This is a genomic window from Streptomyces sp. NPDC101234, assembly GCF_044767525.1.
In the GTDB taxonomy this organism is placed as follows: domain Bacteria; phylum Actinomycetota; class Actinomycetes; order Streptomycetales; family Streptomycetaceae; genus Streptomyces; species Streptomyces sasae.
Genome location: NZ_JBIWOA010000025.1, coordinates 75,258 through 101,135, shown reverse-complemented (window position 1 = coordinate 101,135; position 25,878 = coordinate 75,258). Strand labels below are relative to the sequence as shown.

Genomic DNA, 25,878 nt, shown 5'->3' with positions numbered 1-25,878 from the left:
GGCTATGGCGAAAGGGCTGCCGCGCGCAGTAGCTCCGGCATCACGGTGGAGGGGTCTCCGCTGGCCACCCAACGGAAACGGGCCACCATCATCAGGTCATCGACGCTTTCGCGTACGAACCCGTCCACGATGACCGGTCTCTCGACGCGTTCGAACACCAAGACCCGGCCCGGTTCGGTTTCGCCGGCGAATTGCTGATGGCTCCCTGCCTCGGGACATCCCAAGAGTTCGTAGATCCAGTGACTCATGCCTCGCCTCCTGTCGGGAGCAACGAGTGCTCCGCCCATCCCTCAGCCACAAAGACCGGGCAATCACTCACATGCATCTACGGGGGACCCGAACCCAAACGCATGGACTGCTTAGGGACTTCCTCCCCGGGTAGTCAGATCATGTTCTCGTTGTCCCGGGGCGAACGACGGCAGCCCGGAACGAAATCTGGGACGTGAATACGATGGTTTGCCCGCAGAAAAGCAACTCGCCGTTCGCCGAGGTGAGCGCATTTCCAGGCTGTGCGGCTCTCCGAAGCGAGGTCACCGCCTTGCGGCGAGAGATCGGTCAGCTGCAGGATTCCGTCGTGTCGCAGGCCCTGATCGACCAGGCGATCGGCGTGATCCTGGTCCTCGGAGGGCTGCGTCCCCACCACGGCATCGAAGTCCTCATGGCCATGTCCGAACGCACCGGCCTCGTCGTTCCTGTGATCGCCGAACAGCTCGTCGACCGGGCTGTGACCAGGCAACCGCCTGAAGACATTCGCCAGGCACTGGAGACCGCGATGGCCGAGACCCGGTCCGCCTGTACGAGGTCCTTCCCGGACCTCGATTCCCTGGCCTGATCGCTCGACGTTCGACGTCACAGGTGGAGGCATCCTTTTCGAGCTGGAGCTCTCGTCCTCTCCGGGGTGCGGTGGGGGCGGGTCCCTGCGACCGTGTGAATGGAGGGGGCCCAGTGGACGCGGCCGGAGGAGGCCACCATGCTGACAGCGCATCCTTCGCTCTTGCGGGAGCTGGTCGCACAGTGTGAGACGCTCCGGTGGCGTTTGGCATACGAGGGAGGCGTGGAAACGGCGCGGCGCCTGGAGGACGTGACGTACACGCTGTGCGTGATCACTGGCACTCGCTGTTTGGACAAGGCGCTCTCCGAGGCTCGTCGGCAGCTGCTCGATGCCCGGGCGGAGCAGCAGGCTCCCGGGCGCTGAGCTCAGGGCTGGTCCGCGCTGTCGAGGCTGAGCAGTTCCATGAGCTGAGGCCGGTGGAGGCCGGCGATGTTCTCCAGCAGGTCGGGATGGCGTAGCAGAGGCGCGGCTTCGATGTCCCGCCCGCCGGGGCTGGTCAGCCGGTGAAGGCCGGCGGCGTGGTGCTCGTCCACGGTGACGGCCTGGTGGGCGGCGCGGGCGGCCAGAGCGGGGTCGGCCAGGAGGCAGGCGGCCCAACTGACGACGGTTTCGTCGATCCAGGTGCGCCAGGCGGTGTCGTCGGGCTGGGGCTCGCATCCGGTGAGCCGGTCCAGCCGGTGGGATCCGCTGGGTGCGAGCAGATGAAGCAGCTGAACGTCGAGGTCGGTGGGGTAACGCAGGGTGGCGGCGAGCGTGACGGCCTGCCGGGCCTGGGCCTCGGCCAGTGCCCGGCTGAGCGCCCCGCCGGGGGCGGGGTAGGCGGCGAGAAGCCAGCGGGTGGAGGCGGCTATGACGGGTGTCAGGTCGTCGGTCACGGCGGTCGGTCCCTCGGGGAGCGTGCTCGCCTGTGTCCGGCAGATCGGTCCCGCGAGCTGTGTCGCGGGGCCGCGCTGCCCCGCTTGGGATCCACCAGCGTAGGCAGCCGGACCCGAAGAGGGAATGAGCGGCGTCACAGCCAGGCGCCCGGGTTCCGACGAGGAACCCGGGCGCCAGCCGCTCGGCCCGGAGCCTGCTCCTGCGGAGTCAGGACTTGCCGCGCCCTGTGATGAGGTCCCGAGCCCGGTCCACCAGGCCGGCGCCCGGGGCGAGGAGCTTGTTGGCGGGCGGGGTGTTCGGGGCGGAGGGGTGCGGGCGGGTCGGGGCCATGGACTTGGCCCGGCGGACCTTGTCCCCGAGGTCGTTCAGTGCCTCCAGGGAGCAGGACCGGCGCAGCATCGGGAAGAGGTTCTCCTCCTCGTCCTGGACGTGCGCGGAGACCTCGTCCATGAGCTCCTGCAGCAGCGGGCTCATTTTCGGATCGTCGGTGTCGGTCTTCTCCAGCTGCTTGAGGAGCTTCTCGACCCTGCCGTGGTCCGCGAGCTCCTTGTCCGCGATCCGGTCTCCGCTCTCGATGTGCTCGCGCACCGCCGGGTACAGGTACTCCTCCTCGGCGATCGAGTGCCGTACCAGTTCGATCGTGACCTCGTCCACCACGTCACGGAGTTCCTGCCCGCCGCCCGGCATCGCCTGGATCCGGGCGAACATCTCCTCGACCTCCCGGTGGTCCGTCATCAGCTCCGCGATCGCGTCTCCGCCGTGCCCCATCGTCTGTCCGCCTCTCGCTGGTCATATCTGGGCCGGGTCAGTCCCGCCCAGCTGACAGTGGTTCCCCATCCGGACGGACCCCGCGCCACTCGGGGCGATGTCCACCCGTATGTCCACCCGGTCGGGTGCCTCTGTCATTCGGGAAGGCGGGTGCGAACCGGTGCCCTGACCGTGTGTGCGACGGTGTGGCAGAGCACTACAGGCGCGCGTGCGAGGGCGGTCAGTCCTCGTCTCGTACGACGTTCCAGTCGCTTACTTGCCGCAGCTGCGCCGAGTTGTTGTCGAGCGTCGCGCGCACGCAGGTTTGTATGCCTTGCCCGCGCAGGCGACGCGCCCTCGCCCAACCGGTCTCGGCTCGGCGAACGACGATCGGATTGCTGGCTTCCGTGGTCACGGCGGTTCAACTTCCTTCTGACTCAGACCTGTTGAGATCCGGTTCATCCGACCTGTTCCCGTTGCTCTTCTCGTCCCGAGTGTCCGACGGGCCCGGCGTGAAACCTGGTTCGAGTCCGGCGGGGCGCGCCGCGGGTCATGGCGTGAGCCGGTCTTGTTGACCGGTGCGCCACTCCGCGAGGAGCACGGTCGCGTCGTCGTCGAGATGCCCCGCGTGGTGTTCGACGACCGCGTGCATCAGTCGGCGCAGGGTCTCGTGGAGCGTCTGGTGGCCGGAGTGGTGTCGGACGATGAAGTCGACGAAGCGGTCCCGGCCGAACTCGCGTCCCTCCGTGTCCCGGGCTTCGACGATGCCGTCGGTGTACAGGAGGAGCCGGTCGCCGGGCTGGAGCTGGTGGTGGCGCACGGTGACAGGCAGGTCGAGCCCGGTGCCCATCGGGGCGGCGGGCGGGCAGGAGAGCTCGAAGGCCCAGCGGTCGTCGCGGATCACGAGCGGCAGATGGTGCCCGCGGTTGATCCAGGTCAGCGTGCCTGTGCCGAGATCGAGGTCGGCGAGGATGCCGGTGACGTAGCGGCTGGCGCCGAAGTGTGAAGTCAGCAGGTCCTCGATGGCCTGGCTGGTCTCGACGAGCGAAGCGCCCTGGCGCCGGGCGTTGCGCGAGGCCGCGACGGCCAGGGTGGCGGTCATCCCGGCGGTGGTGTCGTGTCCCATGGCGTCGAAGACGGACAGGTGCAGCGTGCTGCTGCTGACGGCGTAGTCGAAGGCGTCGCCGCCCACCTCGTAGGCCGGCTCGATCATGGCGCCCAGGGTCACCTCACGCCCTGCGTAGGCGGACGGCGGCATCAGGTTCCACTGCAGCTCCGCGGCCACGTCCATGGGTTCCGTCCGCACCAGCCGGGCGAAGGAGTCGCTGAAGGACCGCTTGCTCAGCAGCAGCAACGCCACCAGCGAGGCCAGATCGCGAAGGTCCAGCCGAAGGTCTTCCCCATCGCCGTCGGCCGTGTCCGCCCGCAGGACACCGATCCGTGCGACGCCGTCGGTCACCGGGACCCACCAGCGCCGACGCCCCTCGTGAGCGGCTTCGGCGACCATGGCGACGCGTTGGTAGGCGCGGCCGGGCACGGTGGTGTCGATGTTCAGCCGTTCACCGCCTGCGCCCGCGTCGTCTCCATGGCCCGTGAGCTGCCGTAGTGCCTTCTCCTGAAGATCCACCGCGAAGACGGCGACGTCCCGCAGCCCGACGCGCGCCGCGTGCGAGGCGATGAGGCCGGGCAGGTCGTCGAGAGTCGCCAGGTGAGCCGCCTGCATCAGCTCACGCAGCATCCGACCGCTGTTCGTAGGGATCGACATGGTTCGCTCCGGTGCCGCACCGAATGCGACACCGGCCGGGTACCCGGGTCGGCTCAGCCCGAGACCGCGTCGTCCACGGTTTCCCGTATGTCCAGGACGGCATCGGCTCCGGTGATCTGGAGAACCCGGAGCAACTGGGGCGGCGGCGCGACCACGCGCAGTGCCGTGGCGCGATGGATGCCCAGCAGGAGGTTCAGCACGGTCGAGTCCGCGAAGGTGATTCCGGAGGCGTCCAGAACGACTCGGCGGTGTTCCGGGACGGCCACCTCCAGCGCGTCGGCCAGGGGACCCAAGGTGTTCGCGTCATAGGCGCCCTTCGCCACGACCACCCAGGCGCCGCCCCGCTCGTATCGCACCACGGACGTCGGCTCCAGCCCGTGCCCGTCGGACGGGGCCGGGTCTTGGCCTTGGCTGTCGACCGGACTCATGCCGGAAGTATGCCCGAGCTTCCGCGAGCTGCGGTGACGTCCGCTCGCGTCGCGTACGTGCGCCGCCGCAGGTCGCGGCGGTGCAGGAGTCGTTCGGCAATCGGGCCAGGACGACCCGGAGGGGCACCGCACAACCGGGTGAGCTGCTGGAAGGTACGAGAGGTGGCGGCGGTGGCGTGTGGGTTTTTCCAGCGGGGGGAACCTGTCGGGCGGAATGAACACCGGAGCACCCGTGAGCGTGTGGTACGGGAAAGCAGCAGCGCCATGCCGGTTCGAGCACCGAGTGGGAGCGCCAGCACGAACACGTCAAGGTGGCGGCACGCACGGTCAAAAAGGAGCGGGCCAGGTCGGGCGAGTCAAAGAGGGCGAACAAGCCCTTGCGCCGTGGGAACAAACCCTTGCGCCGTGGCCTGAACGCGGCATCCGGCTGGGAGTCACGGCGTTTTGTCTGCGCGCAGCGCGGTGGCTCCCTCGCGCCAGGCTGTGAGGAGCCTGGCGGCCAGGCGGTCCTCGATGCTGAGCGCCCGCTTCGACACCACGGAACGGAGTGAAGAGACGATGGCCAGTGCCACAGAGACCGGAGGCATCAGGGCCCATCCGGCCCACGCTGACGGCGGCCCGAGGGCAGAACCAGGGCCCCGGAGCCGAGGTTCCGGGCTACCGGGGCCTCGGCTTTTTCCTCTGAGTGTCTCGGTCAGCGGGAAGATTTCGACCTGGATCGAGGGGCTTGATTGAGGCTGCTCTGCAGCTGACCTTAGGTCCCGTTTGTACTTCATCCGGACTGCCGACCCCAGCCGTTGGATCTTCGGTCTGGCGGTCCGCCTGTCCGTCGTCGGCCTGTGCCACCGGATTCCAGCAGCACCGGAGTCATGTTCCGGCCCGTCACGGGTATCCGTCTGCGATGTGATCGCGAGCCTCGCGTGAAAAGCTGGGTATGAGGCTTGTCCGGACGTGACGAGTAGCGGAGGACGACGTGGACTGGGGCCGGTTCGCGGAGCAGATGGCGTCGATGGCGCGGGATCTTCTGGCACAGGACTCGGTCGATGGCACACTGGGGCGGATCACCGCGTCGGCCATCGAACTGGTCGACGGCTGTGACGCGGCCGGCATCCTCGTGCTGCACGACTCGCAGGTGGAGACGCTCGCCCCCACCCATCAGCTGGTTGTCGACAGCGACCGGCTGCAGCACGGGCTGCGGGAAGGGCCGTGCTACGACGCCGCCCGCACCTCGCAGGGCGAACGGGTCTTCCGCATCGCCGATCTCACCGCCGAGCACCAGCGCTGGCCCGCCTACGCGCCACAGGCACGCAAGCTCGGCGTCGGCAGCATGATGGGCTTCCTGCTGTTCACCGAAGAGGAAGACCTCGGCGCGCTGAACCTCTACTCCCACCAGCCCGGCGCGTTCACCGAGGCCAGTGAGCTGGCCGGATGGCTGCTGGCCTCCCACGCGGCGGTCGCCTTCTCCGCCGCCCGTACCCACGCCCAGCTGGAAGGAGCCCTCGCCACCCGTCACACCATCGGCGAGGCCATGGGCATCATCATGGGCAGCCACCACCTCACCGAGGAGGAGGCGTTCAACGTGCTGCGCCGTTACTCCCAGGAGAACAACATCAAGCTCCGCGAGGTCGCCCGCCGGGTCTGCGAGGAGGGCACCCTGTCGTGACCCCGGGCGAGCGGCTCCTCCGGCACTTCGGCTGAACCAGAGAAGCCTGGGCCGGGCCAGTCCCCAGGGGAACGCTGCTGAACCCTGCTTGTCCACCAAGTCCCCCGCACAACCGCGCCCACACCTGCACCGGCGGACCGGACCGAACGGCGGCCCTGCTCCGGCTCACAGACTTGCGAGCAGTTGCGGTGACAGCGTCTTGATCGTGGGGCCGGGTAGACGCACGTCGCGCGGTTCGGCGGCGTGGGCGATGAGTTCGGCGTGTTCGTGGTGCACAGGCGGGTGTTGCCGTCGAGGTGGTTGGTGCCGATGCCGGGCGTGCGCGATCACCGCCAGCGTGTAGTACTCCTCCAGGAACAACTGACCGGTGGTGTATAAGCCGATGGCGCCGGGGCCGCTCTCGTCCAGCAGCTGCCGGCTCCAGTAGGCGACCCGGTCCATGGCGGTAGCCCAGCCGCAAGGGACCAGACGGCCGAGGTCCCGGAGCAGGGGAGTGGTCAGCCGGTCCTCGGCCTGTCGGCCTGCCGGCTGAACAGGTCCTTCGGTCCGAGCCTGCCGTGGTTGACCCGGTCGGCGGGCCGTCCACGCACCCCGACGATCCGGTCGGTCATGGGCGGCCGCGACCTCCATGGCATCCCCGTGGGAGTGCAGCAGGGAGGCGGTGGGGACCCAGCGCTCTACGACGTCTGCCGTGGTGTCGGGCTTGAGGTACGAGTCGACCCCGGACCGCCCAGGCTTCAGCGCGACCGTAGGGGGCGCGGTCGCCCCAGGGCCGCGCTATCCGGTCCACCTTGGGCCGCATCGGCCTCACCCTCAACGACCGAGGGCGTTCTGCAGCTGCTTCTTGGTCATCGAGGAGCGGCCGCCGATCTTGCGCTTCTTCGCCTCCTCGTAGAGCTGGTCCTTGGTCGGTCCCTGCGCGCCGCTGTGCGAGCGCTGCCCGCCGCGCTGGGACGCGGACTTGGGGTCACGGGTCGAGGTCTTGCTCGCGGTCTTCGACTCGCCGGACCTTGCCCGTTCCTTGTTGACCGTCCGCGCGGCGATCTCCTTGGCCCGTCCGGCGGACTCACCCCGGTCCTGGGCGCTCTTCTTGATGTGTTCGTACTGTCGTTCCCGCTTGGAACTCGATCCGGCAGGCATGCTGCTCCTCCTTGCCGTTCTCGAAGAGACTGGTCGGCGCCGCCGTCTCAGGGGTGATCGGGTCGCTGGTCCGCAGGCACTCCGCCGCCCGTGCGGCTGCGCCACTGCTGGGGCCGCTGAGGGTTGGACATGCGCGATCCCTTCCCCCACCTATCGGGGGACGAGGTCAACGTTTCGAGTTCCCCGAAGCCGTCGTTCGACCCGCAAACCCTCCCGCTCCGCGTCAACCGGTGAGCAACACCTCCCGGACCGCTCTGACGCGCAGCTCCTCCAGCGTGTTCATCTGCCGTTCGGCCCGTGCGATCAGTCCGTCGAGCTCCTGCTCGTCGAGGCGGTCGTCCGCCTCGGCGAGGGTGCGGAGCGTGCGCCAGCCGAGTTCCTTGCCCTTCACTCCCAGCCGGAGGAACTCAAGTTCGATCACCAACGTCAGAGGCGAACGGCTGCAGAGGCGCCCGTTGCTCTTGAGACGCCCCAGGCGCTCGGCCGCGCCGGATGCCGCGACCTTGTAGCGGCGCCTGGGCACGCCCAGGCTTCCCATGATGAGCAGCAGGCTCGCGCGGTCCTCGGCGATCTCGTCGGCGAGATGCCGCAGCGGTTCCGCGTAGGGCGGGTCGCGATGCGAGCGGGCCGCGAACCGGGAGCGTCCGGCTCCGATCGTGGCACCTGCCAGATGGTCGTTGAGGTAGATCCCGAGCAGGTCCGTGCGGGCCCTGTGGATCTGCGGGCGGGTGCCCGGTATCGGTGTCTTCATGGCTCGTGCCCTCTCGCTTCTCTCCACCCCCGTGCGGTGGCGTTGCACGAGTACCCGGACGGGCCCGTCCGGCCCCTCGGCTTCGGGGGACAGAACCTCCGGGCGCCGCTCCTGGCGGGAGCCGTCCGACTCGTCTGGCTCAGCCGTGGCCGGCGGGGTGCAGGACCACCTTGGTCCAGCCCTCGTCCCGGTTGTCGAAGTGCTCGTAGGCCGACGGCGCCTCGTCGAGGCTCAGTTCGTGGGAGACGACGAAGCTCGGCTCGGCCCGGCCTCCGGCGATCAGGTCGCGCAGGGCTCGGTTGTACCGTTTCACCGGGGCCTGGCCGGTGCCCATGCGCTGGCCCTTGAACCACATCCGGCCGTAGTCGAACGGGATCCTCGTTCAGGCCGCTTGGAAGGCAGCGGCGGGAACCGCCGGACCGGTCACGGCGGCCACCCGCCGGGTGCCGCCCGGTCACCGGAAAACGACAATGCACGTGCGTTTCACCCTTCTCCGCACCGAGCACCCGAGTGGAGCGGCCAGCGTCACGTGGCGAGGAGGGAGTCGTCCTCGACACGGGCACCGGGCAGGCCGTACCGAGCTGCGATGAGGGCTGCGTCGATGTCACTCGTACCGGTCGACACGCACAGCGCGTAGCCGACATCCTCCATACGCCGACGCACCTCCTCGTCTCCCTCTTCCGCATGCAGGACCCGCAGGGTCTCGTACTGCGCGATCACGGTCTTCAGCACGGCGGGGTGCGCCATGAGCATCGCGAGCCTCCCTTGCAGTCACCATTCACATGAGCTCTGCACCGATCCGCGTGCCCCGCCTTCCGGACGTCATTCCCACGCCGTTCCGGAGCACGGGGCGTGAGCGGGCGGCCGATAGTGGCCTACGCGGAGCAGGGAGGGTACGGGGCCGGACTGGGTACTCAAGAAGTAGAGGCCGTCGCGCCCCCTCCTCACTCCTGTGACGCTGTTCGTATGTCCGTCAGGGCGGACCGTGCGGGAGCCACGGAGCGCGGAACAGCCGACAACGACGAGGCTGGATTCACCGGGACCGGGCATCAGGGAAGGCACATGCCGTCGAGCGGCCGACGCGGGACGGCCGATCAGCGAGGAGAGGACATGGCAGGGCCGGAGCATACGGAGACCTTGGGCAAGCAGTTCCTTGAAGGGCGTCTCCCTGTGCTCGGCGAGATGTTGCAAGCCATCGGGGCCGGAGCCTACGTGGTGGACGACAACGGTCGGATCGTGGCCGTGAACGCCGCCGCCGTTGAGCTGTTGGCCCGCCCTGCTGAGGATCTGCTCGGCCGCGATGCGCACGACCTGTTGCACCGGGACGTGCACGGCCGACCGGTGCTGGCGACTCGGTGCAGCATGCGGCAGGATTTCCACGCCGCGCGAACCGCTCAGGGAGAGCAGGAGTACTTCGCGCGCGGCGACGGCACTTTGCTGCTCATCTCCTGGCTGATCACCCCGTACGACATAAGTGACCGCTCACCTCGCACCCTCGTTCTCTTCCACACGCCGGAAGACGAACAGGGGGCCGACCCGCGACCGGAGCCGGCGATCCGGCACTTGTCGGAACTCGAACGCCTGGCGCTGCTGGCCGAGACCACCTCACAGCTGACCTCCACGCTCGACGTCAAGGAGGCTGTGCGCAGTCTGGTGGCCCTGGTGGTGCCTCGGCTGGCGGACTGGGCCGTCGTCGATCTGATCACCGAGCATGACGAGGTCTGGCGTGCCGCAGTGGTCCAGGCGGACGGCGGCACCCTGGTGCATCACGAGGACCTTCAGGGGCCCATGCCGCCGATTCCGCAAGAGTCTCCCATGCCCCTGTCCAGGGCCTTGCGCGGTGCCGCTTCCACCGTGGCGGGTCCGCACACATACGAGCGGGAACCGGATTCCGGTATCGCGGTCGAGCAGCGCCGCCTGTTCGACGCCACCGGGATCCGCTCCGCGGCCATCGTCCCCATGCGCAGCACACGCAGAGTCCTTGGCGCACTGACACTGGGACGCGGGATGACGCCAGGGGACTTCACCCCGGCCGATCTGCCTCTGATCGAGGACATCGCCCGCCGGGCCGGACTCGCACTGGACAACGCGGGCCTCTACCAACGTCAGCGCAAGGTCGCCGAGACCATGCAGAACCATCTGCTGCCGCAGATGCCGCGCGTGCCAGGACTTCAGATGGCGGTGCGCTATCTGCCCGCACCCGATGCCTCACGCGTCGGCGGCGACTGGTACGACGCCTTCGCCCTGTCCGACGGCGCCACCGCCCTGGCGGTGGGAGACGTCGTCGGCCACGACCTGGAGGCCGCAGCCGGCATGGCCCAGCTGCGCAACATGCTCCGTGCCTACGCCTGGGCCCTGCAGGAGCCGCCCAGCGGCATCGTCGACCGGCTGGACGAGGCGATCCAGCACATCACCGACGTCGCGATGGCCACCCTCGTCTTCGCCCGGATTGAGGAGATGGGCGACGGCCACTGGAGACTGTCGTGGAGCAACGCGGGTCACCCCCCGCCGCTCCTGATCAGTCACGACGGCCTGGCCGACTACCTAACCGACGGCCACAACCTTCTCCTGGGAACCGGGGTCCGCGCACCCCGCACCGATGCGACCGTCCTGTTGCCGCCGGGTTCCACCCTCCTGCTGTACACCGACGGTCTGATCGAACAGCCTGGCCGCAGTCTCGACGAGGGACTGTCCCGGCTGCGCCGACACGCCGCCGCGCTCGCCCACCGTCCTCTGGCCTCCTTCACCGATGAGTTGCTGCACCGGGTCCGTCGTCACGCCAACGACGACGACATCGCCCTCCTCGGCTTGCGGACACCGGCCCGAAACTGACCACCTCGGTCGTCGAGGCCGCCGCATGGCGTCGGAACGCCGCACCGCTATGCCACCGTGATCATCGACGCCGAGACAGGCGAGCGGATCCACGTCCTGCCCGATCGCACCGTCCAGACCCTGGTCGCGTGGCTGCGCGAGCGTCCCGGGGCCGAATACATCTACCGCGACGGCTGACTCTGGCTCCTACGGCGAGGCGATCCGCCAGGCCCTCCCCGAAGCGGTCCAGGCCAGCGACAGGTGGCGCTCCTGGTTCAACCTGTGCGGCAAGGCACTGGCCGGGGTCCGTTCCCACGCCGCCTGCTGGGCTACCGTCGTGAATCCCGCCCGGCCCGGGTTTCCCTGCCCGGCTCACCGCCCACGCCAGGCGCCGCACTTTGCACCTGGACCGGTCCTGGCCCTGGGCCGTGGCCTTCACCACGGCCTGGCGGCGCGCGACCGAGCTTCCGGCCCTCACCTGACGGCTGGCCATCATCCCGACGAGGACCAGGAAGGAGCAGCCAGCAGAACACCGGACCCGTGGAACCGGGCGCACCCCGCGGCGTCACACGCGACGGCCAGCCATCGAACGGCTGAGGACAAACCGGGCAACCCGCCGAGCCGACTACCAAGCTCAGGCTGCTGAACAATCGAGGCTGAAGGACTCGGCATATCCGCTGAACGCCGAAGGTCTTGGCGTGGGCGGAGGCGAAGTCCCAGCGGCGGGTCTTCACTCCATCTCCTTTGTGAAACAGGCCGCCGCCCGGCGCAGGATCTTCCGCTCGGGCTCCCACTCCTTCTCCGCCTTGCCCAGCCGACCGTTCTCGGCTCTCAGCCGGGCCAATTCCTCATTTCGACTCTCCGCGTTCTGCTCGCCGTGGCTGTGACCGCGACCGGCGTGCTCGTCGGCTTGGCGCACCCAGCTCCGCAGCGTCTCGCCAGTCACCCCGACGTCCGCCGCGACCGCCGCATACGTGCGCTTCCCGCCTGCCGCGCGGTACAGGGCCACCGCGTCGCTCCTGAACTCCGCCGGATACGGAGACTTCTGTCCTACCAGGACACCCTTCCTCAGATCTGCAAGATTCATTGTCAGTGTGTCCACGCCGCCGGTGTCGCCTCATTGCGGTGTGCTTCCTGTTTCGCTCACTCGCAGTCGGCGTTTGGCGTCGGCTGTCGGAAAGCCTCCACTGGCGATCGGGTTCGGACAGCAGGGGTAGACGAGTTGCGAGGGGCGGGAGGATCGGCGGGTGCTGTCCCGGGGCCGGGGTCTGACCCATGACTCTCTTGACCAAGGTGTCCGAGTCACACGGTGTCGGCCGTCGGTCGGGGATGGTGCGTTGGCGGTGCCGTGCTGGCGGGGCGTGTCCCGATAGGGGCCTGCCTGATGTTGTGGCGTTCTCACGATTCCGACTGTCTTACGCGGCCCGGCACCGGCAACGCGACAGGCCATCGGACCGGAAGGAGGAACGGGATGGGCATGTCCGGTGAGACTGTGCCCGGTGCGTCGTCGGCGCCGCGGACCCGCCGCCCTGTGAGGGAGGTGGTGCTGGGAGTGGATACGCACCGCGATGCGCATATGGCTGCGGTGCTGTCCTTGTCCGGGGCGGTTCTCGGCACTGAGGAGTTCCCGGCCTCCGCGGCCGGGTACCGCGCTCTGCTGAAGTGGGCCAGGAGGTCGGGAACCGTGCGGCGGGCCGGTGTTGAGGGGACCGGTTCCTATGGAGCGTCGCTGTCCCGCTATTTGCTGGCCCAGGGCATCGACGTGTTCGATGTGAACTGGATGGACCGGGCGGATCGTCGTCGGCGGGGCAAGTCGGATCCGCTCGATGCGCAGAATGCTGCGCGAGCCGTGTTGAGCGGACGGGCCTGTGCTCGGGCCAAGGCGGGCGACGGGCCGGTGCAGATCGCCAGGATGTACAAACTCACGAAGGTGTCGGCTGTCAAAGCCCGTACCCAGGCCATCAATCAGCTCAAGTCCGTCCTCGTCACGGCCGATCCGGCCTTGCGGGAGGAGCTGTCCGGCCTGGGCAATGCCGAACTCCTGCGTACTTGTGTGCAGTTCACCGACGCGAGCAGCGGTGAGGAAGCGGGTGGGGAGTCGGTGCTGCTGGCCACCGGGATCACACTGGGCCTGCTGGCTCATCGTATCGGCCGGCTCTCCGAACAGATCCGGGAAGTGGACGCTCGTCCGACCCGGCTCGTGGAGCGACATGCCCCGCAGCTGCTGGACGTGGTCGGGATCGGTCCGGACATGGCCGTAACGTTGTTGATCACGGTGGGGGACAACCCGGAACGGCTGGACAGTGAGGCATCCTTCGCCGCGCTGTGCGGCGTGAGCCCCGTCGAGCGCTCCTCGGGACGCCGGCAGTTCCGTCGCCTCAACCGCGGTGGCGACCGGCAGGTCAACGCCGCGCTCCACCGCATCGTCTTCACCCGCTTGCGGGTCGACCCGCGCACGCAGGACTACTACGAGCGCCGCATCAAGGAAGGCAAGACCCGGCGCGAAATCGTCCGTTGCCTCAAACGCTACGCTGCCAGGGAGGTCTTCCACCTGGTCAAACAGGTTCAGCCAGTACCCTGCTCATAGGGGCTGTGTGATAGCAGGTGAGAGGTGAGGAGCCCCCGTCGATCGATGCCGATGGGGGTTCTGCGGGTGGTGGGTTGCGCCGGTGTACCGTCGCTCTGCGCCGTTTCGGCGAGGCGAGAACCAGGCACTCCGACGCCTTTCAGGCCGTGGGGGACGATGTCACCTGGACCTGTCTCCCCCTTGGCCGGTCCACTTCGCACGCGGCGAACGTACCGGTATCCACCCCGCCGGCCTCGACCGGCCCGTCGTGGCGCAGACGGCCAGGCCCGCATCATCCCCGAGGGCTACGCCGTCGCCCTCGCAGACGGGGGCCAGCGAGGGCTGCGGTAGCTCCGCCCGCTCGTCGTGCGGCGGATCTGATGCCGTTGGCTCCGGGGACACGAACTGCTGGACCCTTCCGAGCGGCGTCTTGCGGAAAGCCGCGTACGTCGTCCGCTCCTGGGAGCCCTGGTGCGGTTGGCGACTCTTCCTGAAACGTTGCACTTCGAGTGAAGCAATTTCTGTGCCCGGGAGATCAGATTTCGGCGGACCGCGCAGTGGGAGTTTTTGTCGCGAAGAGCAGAGTGGAATTATTCAACGTACACGGGCCGTTCCGGCGTGCTACTGTCGATCTCGGTTGCAGTTGTGGTTCCCAAAACTTCAAGTGCCCCCACCAGGCTTCTGCCGGTCGGGAGCGCTTCTGTATTTCCGGTCATTTCCCGGCGGGGTAATCATCGCGGCGACACGGCGTTCGCACGGTGCGGATGCCGATGTACTGCCCCGAAGGAGATATGACATGGCTACTGGTACTGTGAAGTGGTTCAACGCGGAAAAGGGCTTCGGCTTCATCGAGCAGGACGGTGGCGGCGCCGACGTGTTCGCCCACTACTCGAACATTGCGGCGCAGGGCTTCCGTGAGCTGCTCGAAGGCCAGAAGGTGAACTTCGACATCGGGCAGGGCCAGAAGGGCCCGACTGCCGAGAACATCGTTCCCGCCTGAAGCTCACGCACCATCTGTGGCTGGGCCCCGCATCCTTCGGGGTGTGGGGCCCAGCCACACGCATCTCCCGCGGTGATTTCACCCGCGGGACGACTCGGAGGAATCCGCAGTCCCACCACGCGCGGCTCCTCCTTCAGGGGGCAGACGCATCCTGAAGAGCTGCACCGCGGCCGACGCCCGGATCCTACGTCCCCATCGCGTCACTCATTTCAGCATGTGCGCCCCGGAGATTTCCGCTGGCCAGATTTCTTTCTTTTGCTACCGGTCCATACTTGTAATTCTCCATGCCGCTCATCGCTGCGGGAATTCCTTGATATGTGCCACATCGAGGAAGGTTCCGCATGAACCGCACACGTACGAATGACCGCTCCGCCCGCACCCGTAAGGGCGGTGCCGACGCGGGGAAGGGCGGCAGTCGCTTCGGCTCGCCGGCACCGCGCCGTTCCGGCGGGCCTGCCCGTTCCGGTGGTTACGGCCGTCGGCCTGCCGCGGTGCAGCGGGAGTTCGCGCTGCCCAGGACGATCACCCCCGCACTGCCTGCCGTTGAGGGCTTTGCCGATCTCGGCATGCCCGAGCAGCTGCTGGCCGAACTCGGCAGGCAGGGCGTGAGCGCGCCGTTCCCGATCCAGAGCGCGACGCTGCCGAACTCCCTGGCGGGCCGTGACGTCCTGGGCCGGGGACGCACCGGTTCCGGCAAGACCCTCGCCTTCGGCCTCGCCCTGCTCGCCCGTACGGCCGGACGGCGTGCTGAGCCCCGCCAGCCGCTGGGGCTGATCCTCGTCCCGACGCGTGAGCTGGCGCAGCAGGTGACCGACGCGCTCACTCCGTACGCCCGATCCGTCAGGCTGCGGCTGGCCACGGTGGTGGGTGGGATGTCGATCGGCAGGCAGGCGGGCGCGCTGAGTGGCGGGGCCGAGATCGTCGTCGCGACCCCTGGCCGGCTCAAGGACCTCATCGACCGTGGCGACTGCCGGCTGAACCAGGTGGACGTCACGGTGCTGGACGAGGCCGACCAGATGGCCGACATGGGTTTCATGCCGCAGGTCACCGCGCTGCTCGACCAGGTGTGTCCGGAGGGGCAGCGGATGCTGTTCTCCGCCACCTTGGACCGCAACGTCGACCTGCTGGTGCGCCGCTATCTGACCGACCCTGTCGTGCATTCGGTCGATCCCTCGGCCGGTGCGGTCACGACGATGGAGCACCACGTCCTGCACGTCCACGGCGCTGACAAGCATGCCGCCACGACCGAGATCGCCGCTCGCGACGGTCGGGTGATCATGTTCCTGGACACCAAGCATGCCGTCGACCGGCTGACCCAGGACCTCCTCAACAGCGGGGTACGGGCCGCCGCGCTCCACGGTGGCAAGTCGCAGCCGCAGCGCACCCGCACGCTGGCGCAGTTCAAGACGGGGCACGTCAGCGTGCTGGTAGCGACCGACGTCGCGGCGCGCGGCATCCACGTCGACAACCTCGACCTCGTCGTCAACGTGGACCCGCCGACCGACCACAAGGACTACCTCCATCGCGGCGGCCGTACCGCCCGCGCCGGCGAGTCCGGCAGTGTCGTCACCCTCGTCACACCGAACCAGCGCCGCGATATGGTGCGCCTCATGTCGGACGCCGGGATCCGGCCGCAGACCACCCAGATCCACTCGGGCGACGAGGCCCTGCGCCGGATCACCGGTGCCCAGGCCCCCTCCGGCATCCCGGTCGTCATCACCGCACCGGTCGTCGAACGCCCCAAGCGCAGCGCCACCTCCCGAGGCCGGCGCCGCCCCGCTTCGGCAACCCGGCGCGCGCCCGCACGCAAGTCCGTCTCGGCGCGGCGGCCTAGACCTTCGTGATCAAGAAGCTGACCTATCTCTGCAGGAGGCACCTTTTGACGCTGGTTCAGATGCAGCCCCGCCCGGCGAGCGCCGGCCCCGTGCACAGGACGGCGGAAGAGGTCATGGACGCGGCCGGACCACAGGTCTGTGACGACATGAGCGTCGAGGTTGCGCTGTCCGTCATGGCCGCAGCCCGCACGAGCCGACTGGTCGTCTGCGACCAGGACGACCAGCGCACCGGCCTGGTCACCCGGACCGACCTCACCACCGTCCGCGACAGCTCCGCCTACACGGACCGCGTCCGCCTGCGCGACATCCTCGGCGACCACGGCTCGTTCACCTCACCCGTGACCACGATGGCCGAAGCCGAGCACTCGACGCGCACCCGTGGGCTCGGTGTCCTGCCGGTGGTCGACGGGCAAGACAGCGCCCTGGGCGTCCTCGCCCTCTCCCGTTGAACCGCCGCACCCTGGTCGGACCGTTCTCCCCTTCTCCCTTGTGAGGCCCCATGCGCTGCGTCATCGCCCGCTTCCCCTTCGAGCTCACCAAGAACGGCGTGCTGGAATCGATGAAGGGCATCAAGCCCGAACCGGTCACCGGCGAATCCGTGATCATTGGCCGTCGTCACTACCCCGTCAAGCAAGTCGGCCAGGTCATCACCCGCCAGGACCGCCGTGACTTCAGCGCCCTCGAAGTCCTCCGGGCCATGACTCAGCTCGGTTTCACCTGCCACGCCGTACCCAAGGCCGCGCCCCTGGGCGTTCTCAGCCCGATGCAGCACGCCTCCTTGATGCTCGGCACCCCCGTTCCCGTCTGACTCGGGGAACAGCACGAACTCTGAACAGCACTGTGGGCCCTACCGGTACGCCGGTCGGGCCCACACTGCGTGCGGCCGGTTCCTGTCGTCGTCGCTCAGTGGTCGGAATAGCTGAAGTCGCCCATGGTCCAGGCCCTGACGTCCTCGATCGCAACCCGGTACATCCCGCCTGTCTCCGGGATCCCGACCGTGCCCTGCAGGATCCGGGCGGCATGGAAGTGCCAGATGCGTGGGCGGCCCGTCCTCCTTCCTGGGGCGCCGAAGACGGCGGCGAACTCGCCCAAGCGGGCGGAATCCGTCAGCACCTCCGACACTCTCTGCCTCCACAACGCTTCGGGAGCCAGGCGGCCGGTGATGACAGCGCCACCGATGACCACGGTCAGGGACATCTGGTTGCTCTGCGCGCACTCCACCAGGGCGGCGACGTCAACGAGCAGCTTGTCAGGCTTCGGCCTGAAACCCGACGTGCTGCGCGGCGGTGCGTCACTGCGAGTGCCGGACTGAGACTCTGAGCTGCTTGAACCATCCAAGGACCGGTCGAGCGGGCAGGTCCAAACGGATTACCTCATCTTTGAGCGCGCGGAAATCTGTGCCAGCTGAAGTAGACATTGGGTGGCGGTGTGGTTATGGTTTCTCTCGTAGCCGAGATCGAGCGAGCGCGGCAGAGATGAACTGCCGGGCAGCAGTGCACGCAGTTGCAGTTCGCAGTACCCCGCAGTGAAGTCAGTGCGCAGTACCTCGGTGAAGGCGTCAGCTGCGGACGCGCGCACCGGGAGGTTCGGCAGTGGGGTTCCAAGCCCGAGCAGACGCACGACGGGCGACAGGGCCTGCTGCCGAGGAGTGGCGCTGTTCGAGGCCGCCAGCAGTTCGCAGTTCCGTCAGTGAGTAGTTGATCAAGAGGGAAGAACGGAGGAGCCGAGCGCCATCAGGATCGCCCGGGTAAAGGTCTTGGACCCGGGTACCGCAGGACATCGATAGTGAGGTGGTCTCCGGTCAAGAAATCGCGATCCCCGCGCCCCCGACAGCATGTCGGTTGGGTCTGCGGAAACAGAGGGCCGGTGCAGTATCAGGGCCGGCAGATGGTGTAGTAGTTCCTTCGGGGCCCTGGTGCCAGTACGGCGCCAGGGCCCCTCCACGCGTTCCACAGAGAGGTGCAATGACAGCAGACGACACGTTCGGCCGTCTCGATGACGACGACTACCCCGCCTACACCATGGGCCGGGCCGCCGAGATTCTCGGCACCACACAGGGTTTCCTCCGCGCCATCGGCGAAGCCCGCCTCATCACCCCGCTGCGCTCCGCGGGCGGCCACCGCCGCTACTCCCGCTACCAGCTGCGCATCGCAGCCCGCGCCCGGGAACTCGTCGACCACGGCACCCCCATCGAGGCCGCCTGCCGCATCGTCATCCTCGAAGACCAGCTGGAGGAAGCCCAGCGCCTCAACGCCGAATATCGCCGTGCTGCCGAATCAGCGAACCCAACGTCAACAACATGAGATGAGCGTGCCCGTCAGCGTCGGCGGGCACGCACGCACGGTCTCGTGTGCGGCGTGATCATTTCATCTGGTGACGCGGCGTGTGGGTGTGTAGCATCTGCGTCAGCTGTCGTGGTTCGGAATTCCCTCTTGCTCACGCCTCTGGTGTGGGCGTTTTGCTGTGCTGTGCCGCAGGGACCAGGGCGATCACCTCCGTCTGCCACACGGAGTGGGAGGCGTTCATCGACTGGAAGGCATGACCATGGCTACGGGAACCGTGAAGTGGTTCAACGCGGAGAAGGGCTTCGGCTTCATCGCCCAGGACGGCGGCGGCCCGGATGTCTTCGCGCACTACTCAGCGATCAACTCCACAGGCTTTCGTGAGCTCCAGGAGGGCCAGGCCGTGACGTTCGACGTTACCCAGGGCCAGAAGGGTCCACAGGCCGAGAACATCAACCTGGCCTGACCTAGCAGACCTGTCCGAGGGAGCGCGCACGCCGCGTCCGGTGGCCTCCACCCGTGCGGGCCCTGCCGCCCGCCTGGACGAAGTCGCCCGATCTGTGGAGGCCCGGGGTGGCGCGACTTCGGCCCGGAACTTCCTGAGCTCAGTCCCTGGGTCGTCCGAGCCCGTTCCCGCGTCATCGTTGTCCGTGGCCGCGTCAGTTCCCGCAGGTCCCGCATCTCCTGGGCGTCATGCGAGCCAAGCGGACTCCTTCGGACGGGTGTGCGGTGAGCTGTCGGTGCCGCCTTGCGCGGCTGTGCGGCCCAGGTAGCGGTGCACGAAGTGGATGCTCATCGCGCCCTCACCGGCCGCGGAGGCTACCCGTTTCACCGAGCCGCTGCGGACGTCCCCTACCGCGAAGACCCCGGGCAGGCTGGTCTCCAGGGTCATGCACGAGCGCCCGCGGCCTTGCCACACCTCGGGGCAGGCGCAGGCTTCCTGGGCCTCCGGGCCGGTGAGGACGAAGCCGCGGGAGTCGAGGGCGATGGTGTCGGCGAGCCACTCGGTGTGGGGGTCGGCGCCGGTGAAGACGAACAGGCTCCGTACCGCGAGTCGGCGGTGCCCGCCCGTGCGGTTGTCGACCAGGTCGAGTTCCTCCAGCACTTCCTGGCCGATGACCTCGGTGACCTCGGTGTGCAGCATGACCTCCACCCGCGGATGTCGCTCGACCTGGTCGACCAGGTAGCGGGACATGCCGGCCTCAAGGCTGGGTCCTCGGACCAGCAGGTGCACCTTCGGTGCGTGCCCGGCGAGGAACAGCACCGCCTGGCCTGCCGAGTTGCCTCCGCCGACGACGGCCACCGGGTCGGTGCGGCACTGCTGGGCCTCGTAGACGGTCGCCGAGTAGTGCACGCTCGTTCCCTCCAGGCGTTCGATGCCGGGCACCTGGAGCCGGCGGTAGCGGGCACCCGTGGCCAGGACGACGGCGCGGGCGGCGATCTCGCTGCCGTCGGCGAACGCCACCACGTAGTGGTCCTCGTCCTTGGGGTGGAGACCGGTCGCCTCCAGCGGAAGGCTGATCCTGGCGCCGAACTTGTCGGCCTGGAGCAGTGCGCGTTCGGTGAGTTCGGCGCCTGAGATGCCGGCGGGGAAGCCGAGCAGATTCTCGATGCGGGACGACGTGCCGGCCTGGCCGCCGGTGGCCATCGCCTCCACCACCGTGGTACTCAGGCCCTCGGAGGCGGCGTACACGGCGGCAGCGAGGCCGGCGGGTCCGGAGCCGACGATGAGGACGTCGCCGTGGCGGTTTCCGGCGGGCAGTGACGGCAGGCCGATGAGCCGGGCCAGTTCGGCGTTGCTGGGGTTGCGAAACAGGTTGGTGTCCCGCCAGATGACGAGTGGTGTCTGCTCCGGGCCGACGCCGAAGCGGCGCAGCAGGTCCTCGGCCTCCTCGTCGGTCTCCAGGTCGATCCAGCGGTGCGGCAGCCGGTTGCGGATGGCGAACTCGCGCAGCCGCCGGGTGTCGGGCGAGTAGCGCGAGCCGATGATGCGGAAGCCGGCGCCCTGTCCGACGAGCAGCGCACGACGGCCCAGACAGGCGCGCAGCACGACGTCCCCGATGGCCGAGTCCTGGGACACCAGGTGGCGCAATCGGTCCAAGGAGACGACGAGGACCTCGCCCGGCTCCCTGGCGACAGCGGTGTAGAAGGCCACCTGCCCGTACAGCAGGCCGAGTTCGCCGATGAAGCGACCGGGACCGTGCACGCGCAGCACGTGCTCCTCCTCGGTGCCGTGTCCCTCGACGACGGCGACGGTACCGCTGAGGACGACGAAGAACGTCTCGCAGCGCTCCCCCTCCCGGATCAGCACGTCGTTCGGAGCCATGGTCCGGCGTTGCCCGTGCTCCGCCAGACGTGCTATCTGGTCCTCCGCAAGGCGCGGATACGCACCGTAGATGTCCTGGGTCTCCCAGAAGGCGGCCTCGTCCGCTTCCTCCGGCACCGGTTCTTCGCCCGGCAGCGGCTGGTCGCCGGACATCAGACGAACGCCTCGTGAACGTAGCACCAGCGCCAGTCCTCACCGGGCTGGAACGACTGCACGATCGGATGGGCGTCGGCAGCCGCGTGCCTGCGCGCGTGCTTGTTCGGCGAGGAGTCGCAGCACCCGACGTGCCCGCAGGTCAGGCAGAGCCTCAGGTGGACCCACGGGGCGCCGAGCAGCAGACACTCCTGACACCCTTCCGGGGTCAGTGGCCGGACCGGCCGGACAAGCGCGAGGTGGGGGTCTGCGTGCAGGGTCATCCGGATCACCCTTTCCGGGCGGTGATCGACTGCTCCACCCATCGGCGCAGAGCGGGGGCGGGTGCCGCCCCCGCCTGCCGGGCGACTGTCTCGCCCCGGTCGAGGATCAGCAGTGTCGGTACGGCCTGGACCTCGAAACGCTGCGACAGGCGCGGGTTCTTGTCGACGTCGACCTTGACGAGTTTGATTCGGCCGGCGAGATCGGTGGCGACCTTCTCCAGTGCGGGGCTTACCATGCGGCAGGGGCCGCACCAGGTGGCCCACAGGTCGACCACGACGGGGACGTCGGACCGCTCGGCGACCTCGCTGAAGTCGTCGTCGCCCGCGTCCACCATCCACGGTAGGGGCTGCTTGCAGTGGCCGCACTTAGGGCGGCCCTCCGCGGCCACGGGCACCCGGTTGGTGCGCCCGCAGTGGGGACATCTGACGGTCGTCGCCTGCATTGTGCTCATGCCGCTCGCGCTCCCTTGATGTCCTCGGGCTGGTCGTAGGTGACTACCAGCTCTCCGTGTTCGGCGTCGACGCGGACCGTCGCGCCGTCCTGGACGTCGCCGCGCAGGAGGGCGCGTCCGACCATCGTCTCGACCTCGTGGGAGATGTAGCGGCGCAGTGGCCGGGCCCCGTACACGGGGTCGTAGCCCTGGTGGGCGATCGCTTCCCTGGCGGCGTCGGTGAGTTCGACGGTGATGCGGCGTTCGGCGAGCCGCCGCCTCAGTTCGTCGAACTGCAGCTCCACGATCCGCTCGATCTGCTGCTCGCCGAGCGGTTTGAACAGCACGATGTCGTCGACGCGGTTGAGGAACTCCGGGCGGAAGTGCCCGCGCAGCTCGCCCATCACCAGGGCACGGGCGTCGGGCTTGATCTCACCTTCGGCGGTGGCGCCGTCGAGGAGGTGCTCGGAGCCGATATTGGACGTCATGATGATCACGGTGTTGCGGAAGTCGACGGTGCGGCCCTGAGCATCGGTGATGCGGCCGTCGTCGAGGATCTGCAGCAGGGTGTTGAAGACATCGGTGTGCGCCTTCTCGATCTCGTCGAACAGCACGACCGAGTACGGCTTGCGGCGTACGGCCTCGGTGAGCTGGCCGCCTTCCTCGTAGCCGACGTATCCGGGTGGTGCGCCCATGAGCCGGCTGACGGTGTGCCGCTCCTGGTACTCACTCATGTCGAGGCGGACCATGTTCTCCTCGGTGTCGAACAGGGTCCGGGCGAGGGTTTTGGCGAGCTCGGTCTTTCCGACGCCGGTGGGGCCGAGGAAGATGAACGAGCCGATGGGGCGGCGAGGGTCGCGGATGCCGGAGCGGGCGCGGATGATGGCGTCGGCGACGAGCTTGACGGCCTCGTCCTGGCCGATGACGCGTTCGCGCAGGATCTCGTCGAGGCGCAGCAGTTTCTCGCGCTCGCCCTCTTGGAGGCGGGCGACGGGGATGCCGGTCCAGGCGGCGACGATCTCAGCGATCTCCTCTTCGGTGACGACCTCGCGCAGCAGCCGGTTCTGCCCTTGCTTGGTGGCCAGTTGCTCCTCCTCTGCGGCGAGTCGGCGCTCCAGCTCCTGGAGGCGGCCGTAGCGGAGTTCGGCGGCGCGGTTGAGGTCGTAGGCATGTTCGGCCTCCTCCGCCTCGTGGCGGACCTGCTCCAGTTCCTTGCGCAGTTCCTGCACGCGGCGGATCGCCTGCCGTTCGGCCTCCCATTGGGCGTGTTTGGCATCCGCCTCGCCGCGTAGGTCGGCCAGTTCCCTGCGCAGTTCCTCCAGGCGGGTTCTGCTGGCGGGGTCGGTCTCCTTGGACAGGGCCGCTTCCTCGATTTCCAAGCGGGTGACGCGGCGGGTGATCTCGTCGAGTTCGGCGGGCATCGAGTCGATCTCGGTACGCAGCCGGGCGCACGCCTCGTCGACGAGGTCGATGGCCTTGTCGGGCAGGAACCGGTCGGTGATGTAGCGGTGGCTGAGGGTGGCCGCGGAGACCAGCGCCGTGTCCTGGATCTTCACGCCGTGGAAGACCTCCAGGCGTTCGCGCAGTCCGCGCAGGATGGAGATGGTGTCCTCCACGCTCGGCTCGTCGACCAGCACCTGCTGGAAGCGGCGTTCGAGGGCGGCGTCCTTCTCGATGTGCTTGCGGTACTCGTCGAGGGTGGTGGCGCCGATCATGTGGAGTTCGCCGCGGGCGAGCATCGGCTTGAGCATGTTGCCCGCGTCCATGGCCCCTTCGGCGGCGCCCGCTCCTACGACGGTGTGGAGTTCGTCGACGAAGAGCAGGATGCGCCCCTGGGCGGCCTTCACCTCGGACAGCACGGCCTTGAGGCGTTCCTCGAACTCGCCGCGGTACTTGGCGCCGGCGACCAGGGAGCCCATGTCGAGGGCGAACACCGTCTTGTCGCGCAGCCCCTCGGGGACGTCGCCGCGAACGATGCGCTGGGCCAGGCCCTCGACGATGGCGGTCTTGCCGACGCCGGGGTCGCCGATGAGGACGGGGTTGTTCTTGGTCTTGCGGCTGAGGATCTGGGTGACGCGGCGGATCTCCGCGTCACGGCCGATGACCGGGTCCAGCCGCCCGGACCGGGCCTCGAGGACCAGGTCGCGGCCGTACTTCTCCAGAGCCTCGTAGGCCGCTTCGGGGTTGGCGGAGGTGACGCGCTGGTTGCCGCGGACCTGGGTGAGCGCGCTCAGGAACGAGTCCCTGGTGACGCCGGCCTGTTTGAGCAGGCGTCCGGCGGCGGTCGAAGAGCTCTCCTCGGCCAGGGCGAGCAGGAGGTGCTCCACGGACACGTACTCGTCCTTGAGGCGTCTGGCCTCCCGTTCGGCGGCGTCGAGCAGGCGGGTGAGGCGCTGTGTGACGAAGACCTGGCCGGGTGCCGCGCCGGGGCCGGTGACCTTCGGACGGCGGGAGAGTTCCTCGCCCACGGCCGCGCGCAGTTGCCTCGGCTCGGTGCCGGCCTGTTGCAGCAGCCGCGGGATCAGACCGTCCTCCTGATCGAGGAGTGCGAGCAGCAGGTGTTCCCCGTCGACCTCGGTGTGCCCCATGCCGACGGCCGCGGTCTGGGCCTCCTGGAGGGCTTCCTGGGACTTCTGGGTGAGACGGTTCATGTCCATGGGGGTGTTTCACTCCTCAGGCCGCGGCCGCGCAGGGCGGCTTCGAGCAGGCTGATGCGGTCGAGCAGGTCGAGCACCAGGCCGATGGATGCGTAGTTGAGGCAGAGTCCGGTGCGCAGCCGCTGGATGCGGGCGAGAACCGCCGGGGCCGTGGGGTCGAACACCAGGTGTCCCGCGGCGTCGCGTTCGGCGTCGACAAGGCCGAGGGCGACGAACCGGCGAATCAGGTCGGGGTGGAGGCCCGAGCGACGGGCCACGGCGTCGAGGGAGAGCCTCGGGGCGGGCACGAGCGCGTACCGGACAGCCGTCGAGGCGGTGATGTCGGCGCCCGTTCGTACCGGACGGGCGCCCCCGCCGGCCCGGCCGATGCCTGCCGCTCCCACGGGTCGGTCGGTCATCACGTCCTCCTGGGGTCGAACGAGGAAGTGGCGGCGAGATCCTCGAACAGTTCGCGCTCCCGCTCGCCGAGGGTGGGTGGCACCAGGATGCGGAGTTCGGCGTACAGGTCGCCGTTCGCACCCCGCGGGTTCGGCATGCCCTCGCCACGCAGCCGCAGCCGCCGGCCGCTGGACGAACCCGCGGGCACCGTGACCTTCGCCGTGCCGCCGCCGGGCGTGGGCACCGGCACGGTCGCACCCAGGGCCGCCTCCCAGGGGGCGACCGGGACCTGGACGTGCACGTCACGGCCGTCCAGCCGGAACCGGGGGTGGGGCCGGATACGCACCCGCAGGTACAGGTCGCCCGCGGCGGCGTCACCACTGCCCCGGCCGCCCTCACCCGCCAGCCGGATGCGCTGCCCGTCGGTGACGCCCGGCGGCACGTCCACCTCGTATCGCCGCGGCTGCCCGGTGGGGCCGGCGAGCGTGACGGTGCGCCGGCCGCCTCGGTACGCCTCCTCGACGGTGAGCGGCAGTTCGGCCTCCTGGTCCGCTCCAGGGACGCCGCCCGGGGCGGCGCCGGCTCCGAACATGGAGCCGAGCAGGTCCTCGATGTCGATGCCCTCCGCGCCGAAGTCGTCTCCGAAGCCGGTGGTGTACCGGACGCGAGGGCCGCCCGCTCCCGCGGTCCTCCGACCGCGGAAGCCGCCGCCCGCTCCGGCCGCGACCCGTTCGTCGAAGTCCTCGGGGATCTTGCGGAAGTCCTCGCCGAAGCGGTCGTAGCGGGCCCGGGTCTTGGGATCGGACAGGACGCTGTATGCCTCGTTGAGGTCCTTGAAACGCTCCTCCGCCTCGGGGTCCTTGTTGACGTCGGGGTGGTACCTGCGGGCGAGTTTGCGATACGCCTGCTGGATCTCGTCCTGGCTCGCGCTCCGCGACACACCCAGTACCTCGTAGAAGTCCCGTGCCATCGCC

27 protein-coding genes and 4 pseudogenes are annotated in these 25,878 nt (G+C 68.8%); 12 read left to right on the top strand and 19 right to left on the bottom strand.

Going from position 1 to position 25,878, the window contains the following annotated elements; all coding sequences use genetic code 11:
• Positions 1 to 2: 2 nt before the first annotated feature.
• Positions 3 to 248, bottom strand: coding sequence for a hypothetical protein (locus ACIRR9_RS36890; RefSeq protein ID WP_403761174.1), 246 nt, complete (start codon positions 246 to 248; stop codon positions 3 to 5).
• A gap of 194 nt (positions 249 to 442) precedes the next feature.
• Here ACIRR9_RS36890 and ACIRR9_RS36885 point away from each other — a divergent pair, with 194 nt between their 5' ends.
• Positions 443 to 832 (top strand): hypothetical protein, encoded by a 390-nt coding sequence (locus ACIRR9_RS36885; protein ID WP_403761171.1) that lies wholly within the window; start codon positions 443 to 445, stop codon positions 830 to 832.
• Between the two features lie 138 nt (positions 833 to 970).
• Positions 971 to 1,195: a DUF5133 domain-containing protein gene (locus ACIRR9_RS36880; protein ID WP_403761169.1), complete on the top strand. Its 225-nt coding sequence runs from the start codon at positions 971 to 973 to the stop codon at positions 1,193 to 1,195.
• 2 nt (positions 1,196 to 1,197) lie between these two features.
• Here ACIRR9_RS36880 and ACIRR9_RS36875 read toward each other — a convergent pair whose 3' ends face one another.
• From ACIRR9_RS36875 to ACIRR9_RS36855, 5 genes are all read right to left on the bottom strand, one after another.
• Positions 1,198 to 1,707 (bottom strand): hypothetical protein, encoded by a 510-nt coding sequence (locus ACIRR9_RS36875; RefSeq protein WP_403761167.1) that lies wholly within the window; start codon positions 1,705 to 1,707, stop codon positions 1,198 to 1,200.
• Positions 1,708 to 1,915: 208 nt separating this feature from the next.
• Positions 1,916 to 2,476, bottom strand: coding sequence for a hemerythrin domain-containing protein (locus ACIRR9_RS36870; RefSeq protein WP_403761165.1), 561 nt, complete (start codon positions 2,474 to 2,476; stop codon positions 1,916 to 1,918).
• 220 nt (positions 2,477 to 2,696) lie between these two features.
• Positions 2,697 to 2,870: a hypothetical protein gene (locus ACIRR9_RS36865; protein ID WP_403761162.1), complete on the bottom strand. Its 174-nt coding sequence runs from the start codon at positions 2,868 to 2,870 to the stop codon at positions 2,697 to 2,699.
• A gap of 135 nt (positions 2,871 to 3,005) precedes the next feature.
• The gene (locus ACIRR9_RS36860) at positions 3,006 to 4,220 is read right to left on the bottom strand and encodes a PP2C family protein-serine/threonine phosphatase (RefSeq protein WP_403761160.1); all 1,215 of its coding nucleotides are present in this window, start codon (positions 4,218 to 4,220) and stop codon (positions 3,006 to 3,008) included.
• Between the two features lie 53 nt (positions 4,221 to 4,273).
• Entirely contained in the window at positions 4,274 to 4,648 is a 375-nt protein-coding gene (locus tag ACIRR9_RS36855; protein ID WP_403761157.1) for an STAS domain-containing protein, read from the bottom strand.
• A gap of 973 nt (positions 4,649 to 5,621) precedes the next feature.
• Here ACIRR9_RS36855 and ACIRR9_RS36850 point away from each other — a divergent pair.
• A complete protein-coding gene (locus ACIRR9_RS36850; RefSeq protein ID WP_403761154.1) occupies positions 5,622 to 6,311 on the top strand; it encodes a GAF and ANTAR domain-containing protein in 690 nt (229 codons plus the stop codon).
• A gap of 266 nt (positions 6,312 to 6,577) precedes the next feature.
• Here the strand turns inward: ACIRR9_RS36850 and ACIRR9_RS36845 are convergent.
• The 5 genes and pseudogenes from ACIRR9_RS36845 to ACIRR9_RS36825 form a co-directional block, all read right to left on the bottom strand.
• Positions 6,578 to 7,113, bottom strand: a pseudogene (locus tag ACIRR9_RS36845) (molybdopterin-dependent oxidoreductase); the annotation flags it as partial.
• A gap of 11 nt (positions 7,114 to 7,124) precedes the next feature.
• The gene (locus ACIRR9_RS36840) at positions 7,125 to 7,451 is read right to left on the bottom strand and encodes a plasmid stabilization protein (RefSeq protein WP_403761151.1); all 327 of its coding nucleotides are present in this window, start codon (positions 7,449 to 7,451) and stop codon (positions 7,125 to 7,127) included.
• Between the two features lie 223 nt (positions 7,452 to 7,674).
• On the bottom strand, positions 7,675 to 8,202 hold the full coding sequence (locus tag ACIRR9_RS36835; RefSeq protein WP_403761148.1) for a hypothetical protein: 528 nt from the start codon (positions 8,200 to 8,202) through the stop codon (positions 7,675 to 7,677).
• 139 nt (positions 8,203 to 8,341) lie between these two features.
• Positions 8,342 to 8,581: pseudogene (locus ACIRR9_RS36830) on the bottom strand (aldehyde dehydrogenase); the annotation flags it as partial.
• Between the two features lie 146 nt (positions 8,582 to 8,727).
• Positions 8,728 to 8,955 carry a DUF5133 domain-containing protein gene (locus tag ACIRR9_RS36825; protein WP_403761145.1) on the bottom strand — a complete coding sequence of 76 codons (228 nt, stop codon included), beginning with the start codon at positions 8,953 to 8,955 and terminating at the stop codon, positions 8,728 to 8,730.
• A 357-nt stretch (positions 8,956 to 9,312) separates the two neighbouring features.
• On the opposite strand from ACIRR9_RS36825, the gene ACIRR9_RS36820 reads away from it, so the two are divergent.
• Together ACIRR9_RS36820 and ACIRR9_RS36815 are read left to right on the top strand one after the other, a co-directional pair.
• Positions 9,313 to 11,034 carry a SpoIIE family protein phosphatase gene (locus tag ACIRR9_RS36820; RefSeq protein ID WP_403761142.1) on the top strand — a complete coding sequence of 574 codons (1,722 nt, stop codon included), beginning with the start codon at positions 9,313 to 9,315 and terminating at the stop codon, positions 11,032 to 11,034.
• A 42-nt stretch (positions 11,035 to 11,076) separates the two neighbouring features.
• A pseudogene (locus tag ACIRR9_RS36815) lies at positions 11,077 to 11,371 on the top strand (ISL3 family transposase); the annotation flags it as partial.
• A 301-nt stretch (positions 11,372 to 11,672) separates the two neighbouring features.
• On the opposite strand, the pseudogene ACIRR9_RS36810 reads toward ACIRR9_RS36815, so the two are convergent.
• Positions 11,673 to 12,100, bottom strand: a pseudogene (locus tag ACIRR9_RS36810) (transposase); the annotation flags it as partial.
• A 384-nt stretch (positions 12,101 to 12,484) separates the two neighbouring features.
• Between ACIRR9_RS36810 and ACIRR9_RS36805 the strand changes: the two are divergent.
• The 5 genes from ACIRR9_RS36805 (at position 12,485) to ACIRR9_RS36785 (ending at position 17,222) form a co-directional block, all read left to right on the top strand.
• Entirely contained in the window at positions 12,485 to 13,600 is a 1,116-nt protein-coding gene (locus ACIRR9_RS36805) for an IS110 family transposase (RefSeq protein WP_403761139.1), read from the top strand.
• A 775-nt stretch (positions 13,601 to 14,375) separates the two neighbouring features.
• Complete coding sequence (locus tag ACIRR9_RS36800) at positions 14,376 to 14,579, top strand: cold-shock protein (protein ID WP_403761136.1); 204 nt, start codon at positions 14,376 to 14,378, stop codon at positions 14,577 to 14,579.
• A 341-nt stretch (positions 14,580 to 14,920) separates the two neighbouring features.
• Entirely contained in the window at positions 14,921 to 16,423 is a 1,503-nt protein-coding gene (locus tag ACIRR9_RS36795; RefSeq protein WP_403761133.1) for a DEAD/DEAH box helicase, read from the top strand.
• Positions 16,424 to 16,458: 35 nt separating this feature from the next.
• A complete protein-coding gene (locus ACIRR9_RS36790) occupies positions 16,459 to 16,863 on the top strand; it encodes a CBS domain-containing protein (RefSeq protein ID WP_403761130.1) in 405 nt (134 codons plus the stop codon).
• A gap of 50 nt (positions 16,864 to 16,913) precedes the next feature.
• Positions 16,914 to 17,222 carry an SCO5918 family protein gene (locus ACIRR9_RS36785; RefSeq protein ID WP_403761127.1) on the top strand — a complete coding sequence of 103 codons (309 nt, stop codon included), beginning with the start codon at positions 16,914 to 16,916 and terminating at the stop codon, positions 17,220 to 17,222.
• A 95-nt stretch (positions 17,223 to 17,317) separates the two neighbouring features.
• Here the strand turns inward: ACIRR9_RS36785 and ACIRR9_RS36780 are convergent, their stop codons facing one another.
• On the bottom strand, positions 17,318 to 17,659 hold the full coding sequence (locus tag ACIRR9_RS36780; RefSeq protein WP_403761392.1) for a hypothetical protein: 342 nt from the start codon (positions 17,657 to 17,659) through the stop codon (positions 17,318 to 17,320).
• A gap of 719 nt (positions 17,660 to 18,378) precedes the next feature.
• On the opposite strand from ACIRR9_RS36780, the gene ACIRR9_RS36775 reads away from it, so the two are divergent.
• Both ACIRR9_RS36775 and ACIRR9_RS36770 read left to right on the top strand, forming a co-directional pair.
• On the top strand, positions 18,379 to 18,717 hold the full coding sequence (locus ACIRR9_RS36775) for a MerR family transcriptional regulator (RefSeq protein ID WP_403761125.1): 339 nt from the start codon (positions 18,379 to 18,381) through the stop codon (positions 18,715 to 18,717).
• 241 nt (positions 18,718 to 18,958) lie between these two features.
• On the top strand, positions 18,959 to 19,162 hold the full coding sequence (locus ACIRR9_RS36770) for a cold-shock protein (protein WP_030052720.1): 204 nt from the start codon (positions 18,959 to 18,961) through the stop codon (positions 19,160 to 19,162).
• 225 nt (positions 19,163 to 19,387) lie between these two features.
• On the opposite strand, the gene ACIRR9_RS36765 is transcribed toward ACIRR9_RS36770, so the two are convergent.
• The 6 genes from ACIRR9_RS36765 to ACIRR9_RS36740 are packed head-to-tail and all read right to left on the bottom strand — an operon-like array spanning position 19,388 to position 25,874.
• Positions 19,388 to 21,175 carry an FAD-dependent oxidoreductase gene (locus tag ACIRR9_RS36765; RefSeq protein ID WP_403761122.1) on the bottom strand — a complete coding sequence of 596 codons (1,788 nt, stop codon included), beginning with the start codon at positions 21,173 to 21,175 and terminating at the stop codon, positions 19,388 to 19,390.
• Positions 21,175 to 21,438: a UBP-type zinc finger domain-containing protein gene (locus tag ACIRR9_RS36760; protein ID WP_403761120.1), complete on the bottom strand. Its 264-nt coding sequence runs from the start codon at positions 21,436 to 21,438 to the stop codon at positions 21,175 to 21,177. Before ACIRR9_RS36760 ends, ACIRR9_RS36765 begins: the two co-directional genes overlap by 1 nt.
• A 5-nt stretch (positions 21,439 to 21,443) precedes the next feature.
• Positions 21,444 to 21,890 (bottom strand): thioredoxin, encoded by a 447-nt coding sequence (gene trxA / locus ACIRR9_RS36755; RefSeq protein ID WP_403761118.1) that lies wholly within the window; start codon positions 21,888 to 21,890, stop codon positions 21,444 to 21,446.
• The gene (clpB, locus tag ACIRR9_RS36750; RefSeq protein WP_403761116.1) at positions 21,887 to 24,526 is read right to left on the bottom strand and encodes an ATP-dependent chaperone ClpB; all 2,640 of its coding nucleotides are present in this window, start codon (positions 24,524 to 24,526) and stop codon (positions 21,887 to 21,889) included. Before clpB ends, trxA begins: the two co-directional genes overlap by 4 nt.
• The gene (locus tag ACIRR9_RS36745) at positions 24,517 to 24,924 is read right to left on the bottom strand and encodes a chaperone modulator CbpM (protein ID WP_403761113.1); all 408 of its coding nucleotides are present in this window, start codon (positions 24,922 to 24,924) and stop codon (positions 24,517 to 24,519) included. The genes clpB and ACIRR9_RS36745 overlap by 10 nt, the downstream gene beginning before the upstream one ends.
• Positions 24,924 to 25,874, bottom strand: a complete 951-nt coding sequence (locus ACIRR9_RS36740; RefSeq protein ID WP_403761110.1) for a DnaJ C-terminal domain-containing protein — start codon at positions 25,872 to 25,874, stop codon at positions 24,924 to 24,926. Before ACIRR9_RS36740 ends, ACIRR9_RS36745 begins: the two co-directional genes overlap by 1 nt.
• Positions 25,875 to 25,878 lie beyond the last annotated feature (4 nt).